This window comes from Photorhabdus cinerea, from assembly GCF_011189575.1.
GTDB classification, from domain to species: domain Bacteria; phylum Pseudomonadota; class Gammaproteobacteria; order Enterobacterales; family Enterobacteriaceae; genus Photorhabdus; species Photorhabdus cinerea.
In genome coordinates this window covers 146396-163019 of sequence record NZ_PUJW01000010.1, presented here as the reverse complement: position 1 = coordinate 163019, position 16624 = coordinate 146396, and the positions used below count along the sequence as shown (strand labels likewise).

Genomic DNA, 16624 nt, shown 5'->3' with positions numbered 1-16624 from the left:
GTAAAACATATGACTGCAAAATTTGAACGATTGCAACAGCTTGCCCAGCACGTCGATTTCTCGGCTCTTATTCCCCCTTTGGTGGCGCTTCCTGCCAATGAAGCGCTTGCTATCACAGAGGGTTCTCCACATGCTGATGTTGCGCTGTTGCGCACTATTTACAGCAAGCATATTACAGAGCATCACGATTGGATTAAACAAGTAGAGGAAGTCTGTGGCCCGCCCCCCTGGATTGTTCGTAGTGCAGGTTTAGAGGATGGTGCAATTTTTGTCAATGCGGGTGGCTATATCAGTGTAATTTGCCATCGCATAGCAGATTTTGCTGATACTGTTGCAGCTGTTACTTTTAGTGGATTTGAACCTCAGGCTGTCGCACAACAACGGCTCATGAATCCTGATTATCAACCGCAGCCAATCGCCTGTTTCGTTCAGCGATTGATTGAAGGCATACTCCCTCAGGTGGAACCCTTACAGGCGCCTTATCTGACCGCCGATGTATGCCATGGTTTGTACAAAATTATCATGCAGTTGCATCAACATTTTTCTGAAATTGCATTAGATACTGAGTGGGTATTGGAAACAGATCAGGGTCTGGTATCAGCCACCGGACTGACCTTGTCCGCCTCTGATGGTGTCCGCGGAGAAGTGGCTTTTGGCTTTGGCTTTGCGTCGGCGCAATCACCCGGTTCAAGGGCAAACTCGGTCGCCTATCATTGGCCGACATTAGTCGCTCCCTTGTGGTATGGCACACAATTACGTCAGGTGCACGTAGATAAACTTTGGTTAGTACAAGTACGCCCTGCACCTGGTTACACGCTTGAACGTCGTGTTCAACGGTTAACAACAGAGGTAAGAGCAGAGTTGACGCGTTGTATGCGAGCAGTACCGGTGACAGCACTATTGCATCCTTCAACGCCCTCTTTAGGTTGCTTCCTTTCTGCATCGACATTGGATGATGCCTGGTCTCGTTACCTGCGTCTTCCTCCGTCTGTGCAAGCGGCGCTTACCGCTGTCTTCGTTGAGTCTGGAGTGGCTAGTGAACACGCCGGCATCATGTTCCGCCAACAAAATTTACCGGTTTTTCTTACCCAGCTAACGGATCTGCCCGCTGTTCCCTGGGTGATCATTGATAGTATGGGGGAACTGGCTTATTTTGGTGCGCAAAAACCGCTTATCGAACTGAAAACGGAAATAGCCGAATCGGTCAATTTGTCTGCCTCAGTACAATGTGTGTTTGACGACAGTGAATCCCTGCCAGTAGCGGAGCTTACTTCTCAGCGTATTACCGATCTTTTGCAAAATGCGTTGACTGGCTTACCTATGCTGACGGAAAAAAGTTATACCACACTTAAACAGCGCACGATTTTCCCAACAGACACTTGGCTACAAAATGGTAATGCTGTCCGGAGCCCCAGTTTAACAGGTTGGCTTCTCGCACAGGCAGGCGAGAGAGCCACGGAGTTTATTCCCTCTGATTGGCCGACAACTGACGCAACAGCAGATTATTTTTGTGCTCTCACTGCCAAAAACAGTCCGCAATCTGCGTTACCGCGCTTATGCAAGGCCATCCCAACGCTTGCAGACAGGATCATTCAACTCAATGATCTGCGCCTACTTATACAATTAATCAAAGCCGAAGCATGGATTGGAAAATTGCCATCCATTCGATTAGCTCCATGGGTTGATGCTGCGATAATTGCACCGTATGGTGATGCGCGTCTGTTGCTGGAATGTATACTCCATGTACTCGCCGATACAGAAATTCTGCCCATTTACGAAAATACTGATAGGCTAAATATTGTACATTCCCTGATCGGTGCAGCAGAATCCGGGATTTCCTCGGTCTCTCTATTAGAGGTAATACACCACAGCCAACTAGCACCAACTGCGCTGGCTAGCTTGGTATGTGCACCCAAAGCATTTGCCGCCTACCTGGCTTTTTTGACGCCGCTGAAACGTTTTAAGGCTGCCGCAGCACTGGCTGGAGTCAGCGAAGTAGCCGATTTACTGCAAGCTACCGCCAATCTAATGGAGACCCTGCATAAAGCAAACTTACCAACATTGAAGGGACTCTGTCGTATTGACCTAGTGGATACTTATGATCAGGTGCTTAAAGCGGTATTGACCGATGTGGTAGATCGGCGTGATCCCAGTACACATCAGCGTTACCTGGATTTGCTAAGTGGTTGGATTGCATTTGCCCAACTGTCGACTCTTTCTGCCACGGAGGCGGCGGCATTGCTCTCTTTCTTAAGATGGATAGAGCGTGCTCGTCATCAATCCATGCCAGACAATTTTTTACTTGAGTTAAAAGAAGACATGGTGGAATGTTTGGGCGACGACTTCTTACGCTGGCAAGTTTTCATACCCATTGCCGGCAATATGACGCCTGATCAACTTCCTATAGAAAATGCTCATCAACTACACAATCTTTTACATCAGTGGATGCTGGCTCATTTTCGAGCTGAATCTGGTTCTGAATTGCCGGTACCTCTACGCAAACTGATAAACATCGCAGATGGCTTTGGTGATGCACGCTCTTGTTTGCTGCGGTTAACGCGAAACATTCTGGAGATTTCACTCCCCTTTGTAGTACATAAGGCCAGTTTCCTCTTTAATGAGAAGGAATTGATTGTTGAATTTGCTGAACTACCGAATGCGCCGGAAGAGGACATTGGTCGTTTACATGTATTCGAAGCGTTGGCACTGCGTATTGTCGAGTGGGAACCTATATGGCAAGTATCACTGAATCGAGTTTGTCAGTTGGGCACCTGGACACTTTTCTTACGTATGCGGCGTACCGATGAGGCACATTGGCAAGCTGAGGATCTAAATCAGCTGGTGCTTTGGTTGCGAGTGCTGTTCGATACCGCTTACGACTTTTCGTATGTTCCTAACGATGAAGTTTCACATGTGTATGAAATGGTTGGTCATTCTCCCTGGCGTGAACTGTTTCGGGCGTATGTCAATTACCGGGCAGCGGTTGATTTTTCTATTCAACGTATCACGGTCTATTCATTGCCCTTTGCCACAATGCTGGCAGCCCTTTGCCTGAATCAATCTGTACGTGATGAGGTCACTGGCGCCTGCATTGCCGGTTTTGAAGGAGCCTGGAAAAGCTTTCATGGTATTGCTGAAAAATTGGAGAAAACAGAAGCTGACCAAAACCAGTGGGAAGTCCTTCATACCACAGCAGGACAACTGGGATTGCTGCTTGCAGCAATGTGGCCGGAACAGACACTGAAGCGAATGGTACAAGTGCCGTTATCACCGGTTGCTGCTGAGCGAATAGGTGTAAGTCTGTTACATCGTCGTGACCTGGCGACCACATTGCAACAACTGATTGCCGTGCCGGAAAATGCAGCTTTGCGCGATTTGGTGTTACACCATGTCCCTGAGATCGCGGTGAATGCAAACTCTGCCTCTACAATTGCCGATGAAGTCACAAGTTGGCAAAGTAAGTTTAAGCGCTGCAAGGAATATCTGCTCGCTTATCATGCTAATTTACTCTCTGACAGCCAATGTCAACAATGTGTCAAACAGCTCGGACTGGTGCCCTATGGCATAACTGAGGAAATTGAAACCCATATTCAACATGCTTTGACTCACACAGCAGCAGAGGAGAAAGGTCGTTTTAAACTGGCTGAGGTTGACTCTATTGCTATTATTCGTGCCATAGGTACGGAGGATGGCATATGACTCTTCAACTTGATGCCAATATCAACCAATCTGAAGAAGTCGTTAAGATACAGATCACCCCGTCAGTTCTGGTGGCGGGCTTAGTTGCAGCCGAACGTAGTCAACAAGGTGATGGTTATGTATCGGCTTGTGCCTTGGCTCAGATTTGGAGCGATCTGAGTCTGTTCGCTGAAGCTAGCAAACAGTCGTTATCGGTATGTCGTCAGGCCAGACTCTCCGCTACTCATGCAGCGCTAACTGCCTTGTCTATCGCTTGCGGTCAAAAATTCAATACTGAAACAGTATGTACCTCACAAACAGATATTGTACTTCAAGGTCAGTTCGCACCTTGGTTGGATCTCCTGACTCGTATCTTGGCGGTACCCTTGCCAGAATGTTACGGCTATGATTTAGGCGATACCGAAGTTTGCGTAGATGATGCGATTTGCTTTGCGCGTGAGCATCTTTGCGGACGTCCTGTCGTGATTGTCGGTATCCGCAGTGGTGGCAGCTTTATTGCGCCGCGTTGGGTCGCAGGTTTGTCACAGGTTAGCGGCGTTACACCTCCATGGTTAACATTACGCCCTTTAAGGCAAATCAATGCGCCTTGCCAGTATCACCCGTCGGAGTTGAAGGCCCTGTTTCATCTTTGTGACTCCCAGCCAAAGCGTCCTGATATTGTTATTGTTGACGATCAGCCCGATACAGGCAGTACGGTTGAGGAGCTTGTGAAGAAATTGGCTCCTAAAGTAGAAAGCGTGTGGTTTGCAAGCATTGGTAACGTCAGCAGGATCAAGGCACCAGGCTCATGGTCAAAAGTGTTTACGCGATCACCGCTGATAACCCGCGAGAAGCGTCCACTCTGGCAACTATTGTTAGAAGAAGATCACCGCTATTTTCTTTCCACTCTGGCTTCTGCACTACCTAATAGTGCTGGTACTGCGGCTCGGATCTTCATCCGCTGCCCAACACTGGAAAAAAGATATGGTCAGGGTGAAGCTTGGTTGCCTTGGAATTCTCCAGCAATGGCAAAATATGTGCGAAGACTGATTAATCCTAAGAAAACACCACTGTTGGTCACTGATCAGAATGAAACTCCATTGTTGCACGTGAGGTTTATCGGTGAAAGCGTTTATGGACTTGCTGAATTTAGACGTACAGAGCAATTCGATACAAAACATCGCAACGCTTGGTTTCTTGATGGCTATCACATTGCTGAACACCTGCCCGGGTTACGCCCATTACGCGATCTGATGGCTGAAGCAACTAACACCGCCTATTCCACTTGGCTTACCCAATGCAATGCGATAATAGAGCTTATCAGCCGATCACCATTGGTAAATGTTACTGGTCAGCTATCTCTGGTTCCGATAGGGATATCCATCAGCAATGCATGGAGACGTTTACAATGCAGAATCGGCGAAAACACGTTGCCAGACTTACCTTTCTGGCTTTGTTCACTCAACATTCCTCCCTTTGCTGGCAGTATTCGACCAATACGTTCTTCCTTAAGTCATGCTTTTGGTGATTGGCATTGGCAAGTTGACAATGACGGACATCTCTACCGTTTTCATCAAGAGGCTAACTGGGGGGGAGTAAGTTGGCCAGAATTGGAGATAGCTGCTTTTGTGCTGGTACATCAGCTGTCACCAACCACATTGCAACTTATCTGCAATAGTCGCCAGGAATGGGGTAATGAACCACAGGTGATATTTGCCTCCTTACCGGTTGCTGCACTTTTGCTACTTGAAGGTTTCTATCGGGAAGTGCGCCAGTTCAGTGAGGTCGGTAAGGTGCGCTTGTGTGAAGATCTTGCACGGTTATGCCAAACCTTGGCTCAGTACCACGACTTGATTATTGAAGCATCTAAATGTGCAACCGCCAGGCGTATCAAGGAGTGTATATGAATAAACCTGAAAAAATCGCTTCTGCTGTTGGTGTGCCGGCACCAGGCTTGCGTGCTTTATCTGCAAGCGGTGCTATCGTTAAGCTGGCCGATGGCCGAGATTATCTTGACCTTATGAATGGTAAGGGCTGCATCACTTTGGGGCACCATCATCCAGTGGTAACGGAGGCGATAATTTCCAATTTGAAGAATCAACAGGGATGCTCAACCTGCTGGTCTGAGCTATTTGAAGTTCTTTCGGAAATTATCGTTGCTGATAGCGGCATATCCAATGGTCAGGTTGCCTTTTTTAGCACGGGTACTGAGGCTTGTCGTGCTGCTGTTCAATGTGCGCGGAAGATGACTGGGAAAAAAATCATTGCCAGTGCCGGTTATCATGGTTGGGGCGATTTATGGGCTTCTCCCCCCAGTTTTTTAGCACCGAATGAAAGCGGCATCATCGATTTTTACTTCGTCCCCGAACTGCTTGCAGACGTGTTAGATCGCTATCGTGGCGAAGTATCAATGGTGATGATCTCACCCGATTATGTGCACTTTAAGCCGGAGACGCTACAAAGCTTAATCCGGCTTGCCCGCGAGCATGGTGTACTGTTTTGCAGTGATGAGGTTAAAAATGGTTATCGTTCAGTTGCCGGCTCGGCGTTACCGAGTGTGACTGGCGAACAGGCTGACTTCTATACTTTTTCCAAAGGGCTATCTAATGGACAACGCTTATCTTGCCTAGTAGGCACCGCCGAAATGATGAAAAAGGCCAGGCATATGACATATACCGCCTACTTTGACACATTGCCTATTGTTGCGGCTTTGGCCACGTTGAAACATATGAGAGAAGAACGGGGTTATGAGCGGTTAATAGCCTGTGGAGCAACGTTAGCAGAAAAGCTACGAGCACTTATCGCGCAGACAGAATTGCCGATCAAAGTTATGGGTGATGGGCCATTATTGCAGTTTATCAGTGCAACGCAGGAACTAGACGAAGCTTTCTATGTGACTTGTGCTAAACAGGGACTATTGCTGTATCACTCTGATAATCAGGCAATCTCTTTGGCGACTGAAACGGTTTTAGCGGAATTGGAAATTCGTTTTAAACAGGTGTTTTCGGATCTTTCTCATCGTTTTTCCGGGTTGTGCCAGACAGATGTGTCGATAGAGCGGCAAATGGAAGCCGCATTCAACATGATAGATGGTGCCAGTGATGTTATGCCGACTGTCGAAACTATCCACTGGTTACAGAGGAGTGCGATATGAGTGGAATAAATAGCTGGTATGGTAAGCGTTTAGCTTTGATTGCACCACATCCGGATGATATCGCTTATTCGATAGGGGGAGTGGTCGCGCAACTTGCTCCTTTATGTACACTAGAAATTGTGACCGTATTTACCCGTAGTGCATGGGCTCTCCCTAAATCACTGCGCGATGCTGGCTCCTGTGTTATCAGTGATGTACGGGTGAAAGAAGAGCACGCTTTTTGTCAACATTTTAAGATGAAGCTGCATACCTTCGGTTTCCCAGATTCCAGTCTCTCTGGCTATGATGACAAGGGCGAGCGCCAGGCACAATTGAATGACGACGCGCGTATTTCGACGGTATCAGAGGTACTACAGCAGGTATTAGGTGATCTTTGCCCTGATATTGTTATCGCACCCGCTGCTATCGGTGGTCATATCGACCATCTGATTGTTCATGACGTTATTTGTTCGCTGCAAAACAATCAATGGCAACTTGCCTTTTATGAAGACCTACCCTATGCCGCTGAATTTCCACTGGATATCCTGACAAACCAGTTGATAGCGCGAGAATTCAACGTACTAGAAACAGTGAGTATAGATCAAACGTTAGCGGATAAGTGTACCGCACTGCATAACTACGCCAGCCAAACCGATCAGGAAACCATTGATGCAATTCTTATGCATGCGCAACGCCTAGCGCAAGCGTGCTTCAATGCAAATCAACATGTCTGTCATGCAGAAAGATTTTGGGAGAAATCATGTCAATATCAGTGAATTACATTCGGCAATTGATTATCAAAGTCGCCTGCGATACGACAGGTGATAGTGCAGAAGAATTAATCGAGAGCGGACGACTGGAGATCCCTCCGCGTGATGCTATTGAATTTGTAGTGCGTCTGGAAGCTCTGTTTGATTGTACTTTGGGAGGGTTGCGCTACGAGCCTTTGTCAATAGAGATCGATGAATTTTCGGCAATCGTGAACAATGCCCTTAACGCGCACACATCTACTACATCAACATTATTTTCACCCCAAAAATAGGTAGAACAGCATGAAAAATTCTGAAATCCAGAGTGCCGAGCTACCGTTGGAGAGTAATGCCTTATTGCCTGAGAAAAATAGCGATTTAGCTTGGTTACAGTTACATCAACACCATACTCGCTCCATGCATAAAATCGATTTATGTTTCGAAGATGTGGCTTATCCTTTCTGGGTAGGTAGCCATTGCACTGAAGAAATTGTTGAACATCTAACCAAAATGTCTGCTTCTTCATTGCACATCATTACCGACAACACTGTTAACAAACTCCATGTTGAGCCTTTTGTACGACAGTTAAAAGTAAGCTCCCGGGTCTGGGTTTGGCCCATCCCAGACGGGGAAGCGAATAAGTCGCTAAAAACATTGGATTACCTGGCAAACCAGTTGCTGAATGTTGGGGTTGATCGCAAAAGTGTTGTCATTGCTATCGGAGGGGGAGTAGTAGGCAACATTGCTGGACTCCTGGCGGCTCTATTATTTCGTGGTATTCGCTTAGTGCACATACCTACCACGCTGCTTGCAATGAGCGATTCGGTCATCTCACTTAAACAAGCGGTTAATATGCCGCAAGGCAAAAATCTAATCGGCTGTTTTCACACACCGGAAGCGGTTTTCGCCGATACCGCCTTTCTGCTGACTTTACCTACCCAGCACTTACGCTCTGGGTTATGTGAAATTATCAAGAATGTGCTGACTCTGGAAGCGGAAAATTTGTCACTTTTAACGAACACGCTTAATGCTGAATCTCGTTACGACGAACTGACTCTGACACGCATAGTTCAAGCGGGTGTTCTGACTAAACAAAGAGTGATGATCAATGACAAGCGAGAGAGACATCATGCCCTCGTATTCGAATATGGCCATACGGTAGGACACGCAATCGAACTAATTTGTAATGGGAAACTCACACATGGCGAGGCAGTTGGTCTTGGCATGATCGTGGCGGCAGAAGTTTCTCACTCTCTGGGTTTGTTGACGGCAGAAGAGCGTGATATGCACTACCATCTGCTTCAGCTCAACGGAGTAGAAATCAAAGCCCCTATCGGAACCACACTGGAAGCCGTAATGAAGGTACTACAATCAGATAACAAGCGTGGTTATCTGCACACCACGCCAAATGAAATTCCGATGATTCTGTTACGTGGATTAGGGATGCCTCTTTGGAGTCATGAAGGGCACCCCTTAACGCCTGTGCACGCTGATTTACTCGAATCAATGCTGCGCCGGCATATTTTTCACTCAGTTTAAATTTGTTTAGAACCTGTGTTTACGATTTGTCACGAGCAGAGTTCAGCGGGGCGCAGCACAGAAACCACAGCATAATAAGTCATATGTGAGGATTTCGTAGTATATAAACCCCGATCAATATAGACCTGTAAGTGAGTAATTAGGTTCTTAGGAGGGTGTTATGCCGACTATAGCCAATTCAATTTATATTAAGCAGGTTTCTGATTGGCCGCCCCTTACTCATAGGGTACGCCGCTATCGCAATATCGTGGTAAAAACATCCTGCAATTTACGTTGCAGTTATTGTGAAGTAAAGCGAGCTAAAGTGAATGCTGAGGCTATCATTGGCTCAATAACACGAATTATGGATCGCTTTGATCCACGTGATGTTCTCTTTCGCGTTGAAGCCGATGGGGAAATTACCCTATATCCGAAAATACTCGATTTTCTGGCGGAGTATGTACAGAAAAAGGGCTATCTTATCGAAGTGCTAACCAACGGTACTCGTTTCCCTTCCTGCCTGCGTCCTGGTTTGCTCTGGGTCATTTCTGTTGATGGTCATACTGAACAAATGAACCAGGCCCGTGGTTTAAAGCAAAAACAAGTAGATATCATTTTAGAGCATGCAATTAACCTTTCTGCTGAGCTGCAATGTGTGTATCACGGCCAACCCATCGAAGAAATCAATGATTTCATCGATACTTTACATGCACGCGGCTTTACTGGTCGTCTACATTTTTTGCCTCTGTTGGCGACTAAAGGACGGCCATTGACAGTACATTTAAATTACGAGCAGCTCCATAAAGCCCCTTTTCTAGAACGTAAGGCTTTCTTCGATCGCTGGAATTATATCTACCAGCATGGACGACGCGGTGATTTCGTTTGTGACCAGATCTTGAATGGCTTCAACTACTACGTTGATGGAGAAAATATCTCAATGGTTAAGTGTGATTGTTATTCCCCTGTTCCCAGCCATCTGGAAATTGAAGGATTGCAGGAAGAACGAGAGTACAACAACTTTCCTTGTGGTACCTGTCTTTCTCATCAAGAGTTTAATAACCAACGTGATCGTATGGCATTGTACGATTAAATAGTCAAAGAGGATGGTGTATGCGTGTATTGCGGTTAACACCCTTTTTTCATCACCCTGATGTGAAGAGTTGGCCTGCTAAATATGACTCTTTGGGCGGGATGCAAATCCAGATTTGGCGACAAGCCATGTGGCTGGCTCAACAAGATGTTCAACAACACGTGATGACTATCGGTTTCCCAGGTTTGCCACACCAACGCAATCTGCACACCAATTTACGCGTAGAGCGAACCTATCTGCAATTACCTGAATTGCCTTCAGAACTCACTGGATTAAAGGGATTGACCCAATCCTGGGCACTGGCTACTTTACTTGTCATCCGCCGGAGAGCACGGCAGGAATCTTTTGATCTGGTTCATCTCCATCTTGATGGGCAGATTCCTGCCCTATTGGTTGCTTGCTTGGTACCAAAATTGTTGTCCTGTCCGTTAGTACTTACCATCCATTGCTCACGGCTTTCAGTTTATCAGCCAATGTCCGTTTGGGATCGTGCCACACATAAACTGGCCTGCTATCTGGAACGCAAAGCAGTGCAAGTTGCTGCAACCACCATAGTCCTAACTGAACGTACCGCAGCAGCGGTACGACCTTATGCTCGTCGGGTAGAAGTTGTGCCTGATGTTGTGGATCACAGGCAGTTTCAGCATCCCGGTGAGTTAGCGGTACAGACCTTTCGACAGCGTTATGGGCTAAAAGCCAAAACTGTCGGATTTATTGGGCGCATCGCGAAAGAGAAAGGTTGGTCACATTTTGTCACCGTTGCTCATCGTCTGCGCCATCTTAACCTACATTTTTTAGTCGTGGGTGATGGTCCTCAACGACAGCGACTTGAAGCAGCAGTAACCCAATATGGATTGGAATCACAGTTTACTATCACCGGGTTCATCCCCAACGATCTGGTGGCAACAGCACTTGCTGCCTGTCATGTCATTGTTATGCCCTCAGAGCATGAAGAATTTGGTGGTGTTTCCATTGAAGCAACCGCCGTAGGTACTCCGGTGGCAGCCTACGCCGTCGGCGGTATTAACGAGGTGCTTGGACAAATCTCCCCTGAGCTGCTCGTTTCCGCAGGAGATGTAAACCAACTGGTTGACCGTGTTTACTGTGCTCTGACAAAGCCTCAGCAGCCATCAGCGACATGCAGGAGCAATGGCAGCAGGAACCCAATAGAGGCTTTTGCACCAGATGTTGTACTACCGCGATTGAAGAATATCTATCGCGAGTTAGTCGGGCAACCTGCCACTAAACAGAGACTATAAGGATGACGCATTATGTTCTCCATGGTAGAGATTGAAATCAATTCACGATGCAATCGGCGTTGTACGTATTGTCCTAATGTAATAGCACCACGTGATGCCCCTAACAGAATGAAACCAGAGCAATTTGAACGTATTCTCGACAGACTAGAAGAGGCTCATTTCACTGGGCGGCTCTCTTACCATTTTTATAATGAACCGCTGTTACACCCTAAATTGCCGCAATTTGTTGCTCGAGTGACTGAACGACTCCCGGAGGTCAGGCAGATACTGTATAGCAATGGCGACTATCTGAACGATGAAAAATATCAACTGTTGCGTGAAAATGGTATCAAACGTTTCATTGTCACTCAGCACGATGGTAAACCCGGACAATCCAAGCCCGATCTAATCTGGCTGATTCCACAGCAGTTACAGCTAACCAATCGTGCTGGTAATGTTATTGCCGGGCCAGCCGTCGTATCAAGTCTTCCCTGTTTTGCACCATCGGATATGCTGATCATCACTATTACGGGGAATGTGGTGCTTTGCTATGAAGATAATCGCGAAGAGGTGGTTATGGGCAACGTTTTTGACACGCCAATTATGGAAATTTGGGATTCTATCCCCTTTCGTAAAGCGCGTGAAGCGCTGGCATGTGGTGATCGCAACGCAACAGAAATCTGTCGTCGTTGTAATAATCAGGCACATCAGCAAAGCGAGGCTTTTGATTATGTCTTCTGAAAAACAGTCGCATGATGTTGTGCTGATAGAACGATATCCGGACAATTTCGATCGCTATAAATGGGGAGGTATAGAAACAGCTTATTGGAACCTTGCCCGAGTCCTGCCACGCCATGGTGTTGAGGTGGTGTGGTACTCTGCACAAGAGTACCCAACAGTTGATGATTTGGTGAAACGGATCACGGCAGAGAAGATCACTGCAATATTTCCCTTAGTGGAGAGTGAACTATTTCGTGCTGGCGATCGGGGTCCTGCATGGTTGAAACAGCGTACTGTCCGGATTTGGCACGATGTATCTTTTTTCACTGCCTCCCATACTGAACTGACTGCTTGCAGTGCACATCAGCTTGGTGCAAATGCAGCAGATTGCCAGGCCATTGCCGTTGCCCCAGCGGCATATGCCGCAGATATCTTCTTTCATGATGAACTTTGGACATATTGCTTTCCGAAACGGCACTACATACCTTGGGCCGCCGATCATATACCTGCCTGTGATTATCATTCTCCAAACGGACCGATAGTATTGTTGGCAGGTAAAATAGCTTTTGAGAGGTTATCTCCTGTTGTGGAAACCTGCCTCGCGAAGGGGTTACGCCTGCGTGTAATCTTTAACAACTGGTCAAAGCGTGGAAAAGAAGCGAGAAACTATTTTAATAGCCTGAAATTGGCTGAACGGCATGAGATCTTCGATTGTTACGATTTGGAACATGACCATGAACGCATTTTTGGCGGAACAAGCGCCGCACTGGTGCTGAGTGATTATCACGAAACGTTCAATTTTCTCTCTGCCGAAGCCGTACAACTGGGTATACCTGTCGTAGCCTATGTTCATTCGGGTGCCACACGCCGTTTTGCTGCACATCTTGTTGAAGACAACAGAGAACTACTTGCTTGGCTAAAGGGGGATGGTATTGAGAGGTTGACTCCAATTCCCAGACCTCATTGGTCATGGAGCGATGTTGGAGCAGCTTATACCAAATTGTTACATATCATAAAAACAAACTGCTCTCAGCGTGTTTAGCATGGTGTGTAAGTCCCGTTTTTCTGATAGACGAAAATCTTGCCAACCCTTTTTATCAAATGGCAATCCAAACAGCGGTGGTAACAGAATCAGGAGAAAATAAAGTGTCAATTCAAGCACGATTGCCGTTAGGAACACGACATTTCCATGGATTTCAGAATGTCCCCAATGAATTGGTGGCAGATGCCTGTGTGATCGGTAGCGGAGCCAGTGGTGCGATGGTGGCTAATGCACTGCAAGAATGTGGTTGGTCTGTCATCATGGTCGAAGAGGGGAGTTTGCTTGCACGTGAAGTCTCGCAAGAAGAAGTGGATAGTGTTTCACCCGCCGCAGAAGTTCGGGGTGAACACGGTTGGGAAGAACATGGTTGGCCGTGGAGCACAAGGAACGTAGGTGGTGGCACGCTATTTTATGGCGGTGCTTCTTTTCGTTATCACGATTGTGACTTTGACGCTAGTCCTTGGCTATCAGGCATTGGCCTGGATATTATCTGGCCGATTAACCGAACAGATCTAGCAAAATATTATGCCATTGTGGAGAAACAGTTACGTGTCAGTGGTGGGCCACACATTGATCCAGCAAAATCAGGGAGTAATGCACTGCCAATGTCACTGCCTGCCGACATAATGGCGGTAACAGCAAAACGATTAGGTTATCATCCTTTTCCAACTCCCATGGCGATTGACCATAAGACTTGTACGTTGGAAAAACGCTGTATCGACTTTCAGTGTCCCAGTGGAGCCAAGAGCGATGTCATCAATATCTACATCAAACATCTGGTAACTAGCCGCAATTTTACGTTACTTTCCGGTATTCGGGGCGTGGCGCTGGAGCAGGAACGGCCAGAACAGATCAGCGCGCTACGTTGTCTGGATCTTGAAAGTGGGATCATTCGTCACGTGAGAGCACGTTATTTCTTTGTTGCCTGTAACGCTATCCAAAGTGCAGCCCTTTTGCTGCGATCAGTAACGCCTTTTGCTCCCAGCGGCATTGGTAATCGCCACGATCTAGTCGGTCGTGGGCTATGTATGAAGCTCAGTCAGCGTATACGCGGTATGGTTACTGTTACAGAAACAATGCGTGAGCATCCTGTAGGGCTTCGCGGTCCTTTTTCCACGATGGCGATTTTGGATCACTATCTTGATACTCGTTGTCCCAGCGGTATGGGGGGGTTGATCTACGAAGCGCGAACGCTTTCCCCACCTTCTGAACTCTCTGAGCAGTTACCATTAGAACTAGAAACTATCATTGCAGACACCCCAGCGTATGAGAACCGTGTACGACTGTCCTCTCATCGCGATGCTTGGGGTATGCCAAAAATCATGATCGATTATAGAATTGCACCGCATGATATGGCACGCATAGCTTACATGGCTGATCGCGGTGTAGCCATCCTACAGGCAGCTGGTGCCACTCAGATTTACTCTAAACGATCACGTTCTGAAGAGGGAAGTACTCACTTACATGGTACTTGCCGTAGTGGCATAGATCCAACGCGCTCTGTTTTAGATCCTAATTGTCGAGTTCACGATCTGGAAAATCTTTATGTTGTGGATGGAAGCTTTATGCCTTTCCCTGGGGGGCTCAATCCCACTCTCACCATCCAAGCGAATGCATTGCGTGTGGCACGACACGTTGCTGGAGTTGACTGAACATGATTCGAGCAGAAGAAGTTTCCAGAGTCTACCATGTACATCGGCGTGATGAGAGCTTCCATTCAGCGCTAAGTTCACTGTGGCGACGGCAGTATGAAACAGTAGTCGCGCTAAAAAAAGTCAGTTTTCAGATAGATGATGGCGAACGAGTGGGAATACTTGGCCCTAATGGTGCAGGCAAGACCACATTGATAAAGCTACTCAGTGGGTTACTGCATCCTAGCAATGGCCTATTGTCGGTAGAGGGTTACTCTCCTCATCTGCGTGAAAAAGCATTTTTACATAGTGTAGGTCTTGTTATGGGCAATAAGGGGCAGTTGATCTGGGATCTTCCCCCGATTGATACCTTTGAGATGATTCGGGTGCTGTTCCGCATTCCTTCAGCTGTATATCGGCGTGCTCTGGGTGAGTTGAGCGAACTACTACAGCTGGGTTCGATTATGACCAAGCCTACCCGTCAGCTCTCGTTAGGCGAGCGTATGAGGTGTGAAGTTGCTGCTTCGTTGATTCATCAGCCCAAAGTGCTATTTCTAGATGAACCGACTATTGGTCTTGATGTGGCAATGCAAGCTGCCCTGCGTGACTTTGTTGCTGAATATAATCGCTGTCATGGCGCAACGATTTTACTGACTTCACACTATATGGAAGATGTCCGTGTGATCTGTTCACGTATCATCATTGTTGATCACGGTACTATTTTCTACGACGGCGATCTGCGAACCTTCACGGCAAAACAACGACCAGAGAAAATTATCGCTTTTTCAATGAATAGCCAGATGAAAATTCCCGATTTTTCGCGATTCGGTACTTCGATCTTACAAACAGGAGATCGCTCCCAGATTCGAATTCACCGCGATCATGTACCTGAAGTGGTGCGTTTTTTGGTTGAGCAGCGACTAGCGATTGATCTCACCATAGAAGATCCACCGCTAGAAGAGATACTACGCCAGATTTTTGGTCATGCCATTCAAAGCAGATCTACCGATCAATAGAGGCGCACTAACATGATTTTCGCTCTTATAAAAGTCCGATTACTTGAAACCTTCTCATTTCGTGCCGAATTTCTACTTTGGCTGGTAACACTAAGCATGCCGTTGATCATGTTAGTATTCTGGCGCTCTGTAACTCAGGAAGGGTCTTTTCAAGGCTACACATTAGAGGACTTCAATCTCTACTATATTGCCGTTCTTGTCACCACCATATTAACCAGTTGTAACAGTGTCTGGGAAATTAATGAAAATATTCGTCTCGGCGAGCTATCATTTTGGTTAATGCGCCCAATTCATCCTTTCATCAATTACTTAGCAATTACGTTTGCGGAACTGGGGTTGAGTTTGATCGTCGCTTTACCTATTTTGATACTAGCGTTGACAATGAGTTTACATAACCAATCGTTCAGTTTGCTACAACTTGTCCTGTTAGTGTTGGCGTTATTGGGTGGGTTTCTTATCAACCAAACCATCCACTTACTGATTGGAAGCCTGACCTTCTGGATCGAACGTTCACTTGTTGTACATAAAGTTTATGTTGCTGCTAGCAGTGTACTGTCAGGTTATATGTTTCCGTTAGCCTTCTTGCCAGAATGGGCAGGGCGAATCGCCAATTGGCTACCATTCCGGTTTGTGATTGCGTTGCCGGTAGAAATTTTAACCGGAAAGCATACCTTGCTTGTTGCTGCTCAATGGGTAGCCTTGCAGTTCATGGTGGTAGCTTTGCTGTTTGCTGCCGCGCTTTTTGTTTGGCGGCAAGGTGTCCGCCGTTATTTGGCTTTTGGATAATGATTCATTCTCTTTCTGTCATT

Annotated in this window: 13 protein-coding genes; all 13 read left to right on the top strand. The window is 46.8% G+C overall.

Annotation, left to right across the window (positions count from 1 at the left end; genetic code table 11):
- Positions 1–9 precede the first annotated feature (9 nt).
- The 13 genes from C5469_RS11695 to C5469_RS11635 all read left to right on the top strand — a co-directional run bounded on the left by C5469_RS11695 (position 10) and on the right by C5469_RS11635 (position 16601).
- A complete protein-coding gene (locus C5469_RS11695) occupies positions 10–3699 on the top strand; it encodes a hypothetical protein (protein WP_166306468.1) in 3690 nt (1229 codons plus the stop codon).
- A complete protein-coding gene (locus tag C5469_RS11690) occupies positions 3696–5585 on the top strand; it encodes a hypothetical protein (protein WP_166306465.1) in 1890 nt (629 codons plus the stop codon). Before C5469_RS11695 ends, C5469_RS11690 begins: the two co-directional genes overlap by 4 nt.
- On the top strand, positions 5582–6832 hold the full coding sequence (locus C5469_RS11685) for an aminotransferase class III-fold pyridoxal phosphate-dependent enzyme (RefSeq protein WP_166306462.1): 1251 nt from the start codon (positions 5582–5584) through the stop codon (positions 6830–6832). The genes C5469_RS11690 and C5469_RS11685 overlap by 4 nt, the downstream gene beginning before the upstream one ends.
- Entirely contained in the window at positions 6829–7587 is a 759-nt protein-coding gene (locus C5469_RS11680; RefSeq protein WP_166306459.1) for a PIG-L deacetylase family protein, read from the top strand. Before C5469_RS11685 ends, C5469_RS11680 begins: the two co-directional genes overlap by 4 nt.
- A complete protein-coding gene (locus tag C5469_RS11675) occupies positions 7572–7853 on the top strand; it encodes a DUF6137 domain-containing protein (protein ID WP_166306456.1) in 282 nt (93 codons plus the stop codon). Before C5469_RS11680 ends, C5469_RS11675 begins: the two co-directional genes overlap by 16 nt.
- 10 nt (positions 7854–7863) lie before the next feature.
- Positions 7864–9099, top strand: coding sequence for a 2-deoxy-scyllo-inosose synthase (locus C5469_RS11670; RefSeq protein ID WP_166306453.1), 1236 nt, complete (start codon positions 7864–7866; stop codon positions 9097–9099).
- A 160-nt stretch (positions 9100–9259) separates the two neighbouring features.
- Positions 9260–10168, top strand: coding sequence for a radical SAM protein (locus tag C5469_RS11665; RefSeq protein ID WP_166306450.1), 909 nt, complete (start codon positions 9260–9262; stop codon positions 10166–10168).
- Between the two features lie 20 nt (positions 10169–10188).
- Positions 10189–11427: a glycosyltransferase gene (locus C5469_RS11660; protein ID WP_166306447.1), complete on the top strand. Its 1239-nt coding sequence runs from the start codon at positions 10189–10191 to the stop codon at positions 11425–11427.
- A 12-nt stretch (positions 11428–11439) separates the two neighbouring features.
- Positions 11440–12147: a radical SAM/SPASM domain-containing protein gene (locus C5469_RS11655; RefSeq protein WP_166306444.1), complete on the top strand. Its 708-nt coding sequence runs from the start codon at positions 11440–11442 to the stop codon at positions 12145–12147.
- Entirely contained in the window at positions 12137–13168 is a 1032-nt protein-coding gene (locus C5469_RS11650) for a hypothetical protein (RefSeq protein WP_166306441.1), read from the top strand. Before C5469_RS11655 ends, C5469_RS11650 begins: the two co-directional genes overlap by 11 nt.
- A gap of 104 nt (positions 13169–13272) precedes the next feature.
- Positions 13273–14820, top strand: a complete 1548-nt coding sequence (locus tag C5469_RS11645; RefSeq protein WP_166306438.1) for a GMC oxidoreductase — start codon at positions 13273–13275, stop codon at positions 14818–14820.
- A gap of 2 nt (positions 14821–14822) precedes the next feature.
- Positions 14823–15815: an ABC transporter ATP-binding protein gene (locus tag C5469_RS11640; protein WP_166306435.1), complete on the top strand. Its 993-nt coding sequence runs from the start codon at positions 14823–14825 to the stop codon at positions 15813–15815.
- Between the two features lie 12 nt (positions 15816–15827).
- The gene (locus C5469_RS11635) at positions 15828–16601 is read left to right on the top strand and encodes an ABC transporter permease (RefSeq protein ID WP_166306432.1); all 774 of its coding nucleotides are present in this window, start codon (positions 15828–15830) and stop codon (positions 16599–16601) included.
- The last annotated feature ends 23 nt before the right edge of the window (positions 16602–16624 follow it).